Here is a 7,771-nt window from a genome sequence, read left to right as displayed (position 1 = left end):
CTCTTCCAGTATAGCCTCAAAGTGCTGTTTTAAAACACTCAGCAGACGCGAAGGTATCTCTCCCCCGTCACCGCAGATACATTCGATAACGTTATCCCCCACAGTCACCTGCGGCTTCAAACCGAATTCATCGAGGATATTTGCAGTAAGCTGTACCGCTGATGAAACAGCCGCACAGACAACGTCCTTTCCGCTCTCGGCATAGCCTGAGTGGCCGCTGAACTTAAAACCTGTCAGAAGTCCCTGCTTTTCATAAAATTCTGCGCGGATCATGATCAAGCCTTGATAGCTTCGATCTTGACCTGAGTGTAAGGCTGTCTGTGTCCCTGCTTTCTCTTTTCACCCTTCTTAGGCTTGTAAGTGAAAACAGTGATCTTCTTAGCCTTGCCGTTCTTCAGAACCTTTGCGCTTACAGCTGCACCGTCAACATAAGGTGTACCGATCTTGAGTCCATCGTCTGCTCCGAGAGCTACTACCTTGTCGAAAGTAACTGTCTCATCAGCCTCAGCTGCGAGCTTCTCGATGAAGATGATATCTCCCTCGTTTACCTGATACTGCTTTCCGCCGGTTTCAATAACTGCGTACATATTGTGGCACCTGCCTTTTCAATAAACTCGCTGTTACAGGCGTGTGAGCGCACAACTTTAAAGCCTGTTTACAAGCGGCAATAATATTTTATCACAAAGATACGGCTTTGTCAAGCTTTTTTTGCAATATTCCCTATACAAAATCATTTACTTTCAATATAGCCAAAAGATTTTGGGGCTTATATGTCATTCCCCCGCCTGCGGCGGGGGAAAATGCGTTTTTGCAGCGAAAATATTCAGCTTACCAGACTCTGTAGTTCTCCTCGCCTATCTTATAGCTTGTACCCGGAACATAGAGGTCGTTTGGCTTGATCTCCTTGCCCTGCTCCTTAGCAGTGTCGATAGCTCTCTTGAGTTCTCTGAAAGCGACGCTGTTTGTAACGATACGTGTTACGTTCTCCTGACTCGGGTTTGTGCTGAGATACTCAAGTATAGCCTGCTGGAGGTAGAAATAGGTACGGAGCTGTGTCTTCTTGAACTCGATGCTCTGCTGTGCATCGCCCTCGCCCTCAAGGAGGAAGAGGCTGTCGCCCTCACGGTAGCCCAGTGTGAACTTTGCAAATATCTCGGGGATAAATACTCTTATCTCGCCTGCAAGTCCCTTGTTGCCGCCGACCAGCTCCTCGAGCTTGTCAGCCATTGCAACATACTCGTCGTGGTTGTTTATCTTCTCCATCATGCTGATAGTCTCTCTTGCAGCGTTCATTACCAGCTCCTTGTCGAACGGGCACTGGTCGTCCTCACGCTGAACGAAGATAGCGTACTGCTTCTCTGAAACAAAGGTCTCATCAGCAAACATTTCTTCTTCAACATACTTCTCAAAGTACTTAGGAAGCTCTACAAGCACAGAGCCGTTCATACGCACCTCGATTATCTTCTTCTCCTTGTACTTTGCAAGGTATATTCTCAGCCAGTAGTACTTCTTTGAGCCCAGATACTTAGGTATCTCTGTACTGATGAAGTTAACCAGCATCGTTGGCGGCTTGTCCTTAACGCCTATTCTTACTACAGACTGGCAGTACATATCGAAATCGTAGTGCTGTCTGAGGAAATCAACAGGTACATACTGTGGATTTTTCTTTGCGATAGACTGGTCGAGCGGGTGCCATACGCCGCCGTAGAATATTTCTACAGCCATTTTAGCAGCCTCTGTCTCGTCCTTGCCCTGTGAGTCAACAGGCTCGATAAGGGGCTCGTCGAAGTCGTCATGCTTTACGATAAAGATAGTCTGAAGTATAAGTACACCATCGGTTTCGTCTGCCTTGCCTACCTGAACATCAATGGTAAAGCCCTTTGGCATAATGACACAGTCATCATAGAGAGTACCCTTCAGCTTCTCGTTGAGGTTTTCGAGCACCATGCTCTTTATGTCAGCTCTTATATCAGTATTCTGAACTTCCTCTGTCTTCTGATTATTGTTGTTTTTCTTCTTGAAAATTCCCATTTTCTATTCTCCTTAATTTGATGATATCAATATATGCTCTGCATAATATTAAACTGTGAATTTAACTGCTGCCCAGCCCTCGCGGACTTCGGGCTCAGGATCCTTGAAGCCAACGGACTTCAGCGCGTCTATGACCTCGTCCATACGCTCCTCGATGATACCCGAAACAATGAGGATACCGCCTTTTTTAAGGTAGCGCAGGAAGCTTTCCTTCATGGCGATAAGTACGTCCGCAACGATATTTGCTGCGATTATGTCATACTTGTCGTCTATCTCATCAGCAAGCTTCTCGTCTGTGAGGATATTGCCGAAGTAAGTCTTGTAAACATCGGGCGAAATGTGGTTCTTGACTGCATTTTCAAGGGCAGTTACCGCCGCATTTTCCTCGATATCCACTGCAACAGCGCTCTTTGCGCCTAAAAGCATAGCTCCGATAGAGAGTATACCGCTGCCGCAGCCCATATCCAGAAGCTTGTCGCCCTTATTCAGGTACTTTTCCAGCACCTCAAGACAAAGCCTTGTGGTATGGTGCTTGCCTGTGCCGAAGCTTGAAGCAGGATCAATTTCAAGGATTATCCTGCCGTCGGAGTTGTCATACTCCTCCCATGAGGGCTTGATGACCAGCTTTTCGCCTACTTTGAAGGGCTTGAAGTACTGCTTCCAGTTGTTAGCCCAGTCCTCCTCGCGGATACTTGACATTTCGGCTTCAAGTCTGCCGTAAGCGCCCTCGGTATCGGCTGCCTTCATCTCGGCAAGCATGGACTTGATAGCGATGAGCATTTCTGCTCCCTGACCGTTTGTCGGTATATAGACCGTGACGCAGGTCTCACACTCGGAAAGTCCCATAAGGTCGTCGTCGATATAGTCCCACTGACCGTTCTTGTTTTCAAGGAACTCCTTGAAATCCTCGGGATCCTTTATGGAAAAGCCCTTGATGCCGATGTCTCCCAGCTTTGAGCAGAGAAGCTCAATGCCCTCGGTAGTGGTATAAATGTTGACTTCTGTCCATTCCATTAGTTAAATTACTCCTTAATTGCAAATAAGCATAAGATATAAGAGCACATCATTGTTATCAACAATGCCGTCGCCGCTGATATCAGCAGCAGCTATCTCCGCAGTTGTAAGCACTGAGATACCCTCGGGCAGCTTGCCGAGACTGTTGAGGTACTCGTTTATAAGCGCTAAGTCATAGGTATCGAAGCTGCCGTCGTTATTAACGTCGCCTGCTTCATATTCTTCGGGCTCGCCTGCATATTCAAGCTTTGTCAGCTCAACATAGCCGTTTCTGCCGCCTATTTTCACCTCGCCCACTGTTCCGCTGACGCTGAGCACCCTGACAACGTTTCCGTATGAAAGCGAAGCTATAGCGTCCTTTTGAGCCTTAATGTCCGACCATACCTTTACAGGCACACTGTCGGAGCAGTAATACTCTCCTGCCTTATAAGTCACCGTAGTAACGGCAGGGCGCGGAGTGGTCTGCGCTTTTGTTGTTGTGACAGTTGTTGTTTTGGCTTTAGTCTGCACTGCTGTTGTAGTTGTCAGCGCAGCAGCCGCTGTAGTTGTTATAGAGGAAGTTACTGTAGAAGTTTCGGTATCTTTTTCCGGTATTTCAAGAGGTGTGAAGCCTTTATACGGATTCTTGCCCTTGATCGCCTGAAAAACTGTTATATTCTTGTTATCATATGCCTCAAACATGAGTATCTCGTCCTTGGCAGGATCAGCCATATACACGTCGTCACCGATGATACCGTCGATATACACCCAGTGTCCGCCCACATTGCATATAACGTAAAGTCCCTTGTCGAGATATTCCTTTATCTCAGAAGCCTTTCCGCTCTGAGTATCCGACTTGAAGTTCAGGTTTGCCGTAGCGATGCTTACCTCGGGGATAGCCTTGTTGACGGAGCCCCACGCACTGAGTCCGCCCCACTGATTGAAAGCCTTCATATCATTGAGAGTCTTTGCAAACACACCCGGATCAAAGCTTTCGGTATCCTTAGCTCCCGAAGCAACCGCAGCCATTGCGATAGAGGTTATGTAGCAGCCTGAGCTGCGCACTGTAGAACCGCCGATAGCATAGCTGCCCCAGCGCTCGTCATTCTGTCTCCAGAGTCTGAAGTCGTCGGCTGCATGAGCCTTGTTATTCGTCTGACACGCTCCCGCAAGCATTCCGATAAGGAAAAGAAATGCAAGCAGGACAGAAAATATTCCTTTTTCTTTTACAGTTCGCATAATCCAACCTCCGTATTTACGTTATCGGCTTTTTATGCGTCTCCTTTTTCTGGCTTCTCTGAACTCATCATATGCTCTGATATATTCGTTCATCGCCTTTTCTTTTTCTTGCTCACTCAGAGTTACACTGCCGTAGACCGACCTGTCGAATAACTCAGCAGTATCCGTGATATCTGCGCCCGACATCTCATGTACGAGAGCCGCCGCCTCATTTGAGGTATTGACGTTTTCGATACCATAGACCTTGCAAATCCTGTGCATTACAGCTCTGACAGCGTCATTCGGACTGCGTTTTTTTCCTCTGAAAATGAACCATTTATGTGACAGCATGGGATATACGAATGCAAACAGCAGTACCAGCATTGCGCCTGCCAGTATCATCAGGCCTGCATATGAAAGCATATCCGTAGCAGTCGAGGCTTTTTTATTGCCCGTTTCCACAATATCGGCAACGGTAGGCTCAAAGCTTGCCCAGCCATAGCCCCTTATATAAAGCTCGGGGAAGCCGTGCAAGTCCTTTGCGCGGATCGAATAATTGGTACTGCCCACAAATCTGCCGCCCTCATTATGAGTCATATTGTAGCCCTCGCAGTATCTTGCGGGGATACCTGCGGCACGTGCAAGAAGCACCATTGCAGTGGCGTATTCGTAGCAGACGCCTGTTTTTGTACTGAACAGGAAGTCTTCTGCGTTTTCGCCCTTTTCTTTTTTGTATTTAAGGTTATAGACGTAGTCGTTATTGTAAAAATACCGCTCTATCGCCTTAGCCTTTTCATATTCTGTCTGACAGCCCTTTGTTATCTCGTCGGAAAGAGCCTTTATGTCGCTTTTTCCGCCGTAATCAAGAAGATACTCCTGATAATCGTCATAGAGCATATAGTCTATGTCGATATATCTGCATTTCTGCACATAATCCTCTGAGCTTTCGTCAGTAAGGTTTTCGTCGAGGATAAAGCTTGCGTCAAGGAGTAGCTCCTCATAATCGCATTCTGCCAGCTTATTGATGAATTTGTTGTTTTCAGCGCTCATGAAGAAGGTATCATCATCATAAACAAATGAAAAAAATTCATCTGTGGCAAAATATTTATCGACAGCATAGACCGTACCGCCGCGAAGACGGACTACGTCATGCTTTCTTGTAGAATCAGTCATAGCTATGGCAAACTGCGGTACAGGAGCCATATCCGTGCCCTTGGTTATGCCTGCGCGTCCGAATAAGCTGTAGAATTCAGCCTCTCTGATATCAGGCTCGTCAAGTCCGTTCTCCACAAACTCTGTAAGCCCGTATTTCTCGGCAAACTCACTGTCGATAGAAGCCGCTTCGAGAACAGCGCCTGCGATTCCCATATGACAGCCGATATCAACAGGAACATCGCCTTTCTTGGTGCTGAATCTGCTGTCCATATCCTCAATGCTCCACTTATCGTCCTGATAGCTGTAGGTGGAATGAGTAGCAGTCTTGATCCTCAGAGGACCGTTTGCTCTTACCTCATAGATGAGAGTATCATCGTTATTTGAGCGGAACTGTTCTCCCGTAGTGGTATCACGGAAAATGTCTATCATCGCATTGAGCTTATCAGTGAACTGATCGGCGTCGATGAGAGTTTCGAGGACAGTTCTGTCCGCCACAACAGCAGGCTTCGGGAAAATAGCCGCCGCCGCCGCAAAGATCACGGCATAGACCGCAATTGGCTTCCATGATTTTCTTCTTTCCACGAATACCGTGCTTTCGGTATCCGTAAGCTGTCTGTAGTAGACCATGAGAAGTATATATCCCACAGCCAGAAGAATAATGAATACTGTGGGCATTTTTTCATATTCCTTACCGTAAATGGAGAAAGGAATGATGAATATCAGGAAATTCATGAATATCCTGTATCTTATGCGCGTAAAATAGTAAATTACCGAGCCCATGAAAAGCATGAACAACAGATAAAAGGCAGCCGCATACCAGAAGTTGAAGCTCATGGTATCCTGCGGTGTAAGGAACCAAAGTCCCCATAGGATAGAATAGTCCTTTTTACCTATGTTGATCGCCTCACGGACTCCCGCGCCGAATACGACAACAAGAGCCGCATACATGAAAAAGCCGAGGAAATTATGCTTTTTCATGAAATCAAATATTCTGAACATTATCCAGCCGAGGAAAAAACTGCACATTCCCCAGCCCAGCGCAAAGATATATCCCTGATTATCGGTCTTTGTGGTATCGCGGTTGCGGTAATGATACATGAGCGATGTCATTATCAGGATCGTGTACCACAGCACAGGGTCTGTGAGAGTTCTCAGCAGGAACGCTTTCAAATCGAAATTTTTGTTTTTGGTCTCATTCATATTTATACCAGTTTGAAATTATTATCTTCATCAAGATACCACATTTTAAAGGATGTGGAATTTACAGACGCAATGGAGAGTCCGATAATGCTTGTATTATCAGGCTCCTCGATATAACGGGTAACCTCTGAAAAGCCCGGACCTGCATCGGTAGTAGCAACTACACAGGCACAGAATGAACCTGTATTATAAGAAAGGTCGATACGCTTATCGGGTACAACCTTTATAGCAAGTATTTTCAGCAGGAGCTGATTCGGATAATCGGGATTATCCACGCTTTCGCAGGCAGTCTCGCCAGTGCTGGTGCGGTATACGAAATTGCAGGCGATACCCTGCTTTACCAACAGGTCAAGCAAGCCGAATACCGAGCGGATAAGCTGTTCCTCGCCTCTTACAGCGTTTACGGGCGGGATCGCGCCGTTTCTGTAAAGGTCGAGTATCAGAACAGGCTGTACCGAAGCGGCAGCCTCGTCCAGACGTACCATAAGCTTCTGCTTTTTCGATGAAAGCTTCCAGTTTATGCGTTTCAGCGGATCGCCCTGCTCGTATTCGCGGTGCTCATAGCCTGGAGAGGTATTTGCCGAGAACAGCATGGCTGTATCGTTTTCCTCATCGTCGTCGCTTGTGAGCACAACGTCCGCAATGGAACGGAAAAGCTGAGTTGAGGACTTGACCTCGGGAATTGGCGGTATAACGCCTACGGAAACAGGCTGAGGGAGCGGAGTTTTCACCGCAAACTTCATAAATCCGAGAAATCCGCAGGAATAAACCGCTTTTATACCTATCTCACCGTTTCCGCCCACAAGAGCGTCAACCTCAAATCTGAAGCGGCGTTTGTTCTCATTGAGCATACTTAGCTTGCGCTTTTTTATGTCCTGAGCAAAAATTTCAGTAGCATAGGGGCATATTTCCACTATTGAAACAGGAAATACACCTGTTTTCTCAACTTTTACATCGACAATGAGCTTGCTGCCCTTTGGCACATAGGCGTCACAGCTGAAGCTTACCTTGATGCGATTTCTTGCGTAAAGGGTGATAAAAAGCGACACAAGGGGCGCAAACGCCACGAATGCCAGCAGAATGATACCCATTTCGCCGTCGATATAGAAAGTGAAGATATAGACCAGAAAAGCAACCGCAAGTACGCTTATAATACTCTTGAAATGCTTCATAT

The 7,771-nt window shown here is 46.7% G+C and carries 7 protein-coding genes; all 7 read right to left on the bottom strand.

Annotated elements, in window-relative coordinates:
- Positions 1 to 273, bottom strand: a 273-nt coding sequence (locus QZZ41_RS14200) for a ribosomal-processing cysteine protease Prp (RefSeq protein ID WP_295073568.1), incomplete at its 3' end; no start/stop codon positions are given.
- A gap of 2 nt (positions 274 to 275) precedes the next feature.
- Positions 276 to 587 (bottom strand): 50S ribosomal protein L21, encoded by a 312-nt coding sequence (gene rplU, locus QZZ41_RS14195; protein WP_028515978.1) that lies wholly within the window; start codon positions 585 to 587, stop codon positions 276 to 278.
- Positions 588 to 828: 241 nt separating this feature from the next.
- Complete coding sequence (locus tag QZZ41_RS14190; protein WP_028515977.1) at positions 829 to 2,031, bottom strand: DUF6348 family protein; 1,203 nt, start codon at positions 2,029 to 2,031, stop codon at positions 829 to 831.
- 48 nt (positions 2,032 to 2,079) lie between these two features.
- Complete coding sequence (gene prmA, locus QZZ41_RS14185; protein WP_295073563.1) at positions 2,080 to 3,045, bottom strand: 50S ribosomal protein L11 methyltransferase; 966 nt, start codon at positions 3,043 to 3,045, stop codon at positions 2,080 to 2,082.
- Positions 3,046 to 3,060: 15 nt separating this feature from the next.
- On the bottom strand, positions 3,061 to 4,263 hold the full coding sequence (locus tag QZZ41_RS14180; protein ID WP_295073560.1) for a dockerin type I repeat-containing protein: 1,203 nt from the start codon (positions 4,261 to 4,263) through the stop codon (positions 3,061 to 3,063).
- A gap of 21 nt (positions 4,264 to 4,284) precedes the next feature.
- Positions 4,285 to 6,597, bottom strand: a complete 2,313-nt coding sequence (locus tag QZZ41_RS14175; RefSeq protein WP_295073557.1) for a transglutaminase domain-containing protein — start codon at positions 6,595 to 6,597, stop codon at positions 4,285 to 4,287.
- A gap of 2 nt (positions 6,598 to 6,599) precedes the next feature.
- Entirely contained in the window at positions 6,600 to 7,769 is a 1,170-nt protein-coding gene (locus QZZ41_RS14170; protein ID WP_295073554.1) for a DUF58 domain-containing protein, read from the bottom strand.
- Between the last annotated feature and the right edge of the window lie 2 nt (positions 7,770 to 7,771).

This window comes from Ruminococcus sp. (assembly GCF_016283395.1).
The sequence above is the reverse complement of the archived record's forward strand: the minus strand, read 5'-3'. Positions and strand labels throughout refer to the sequence as shown.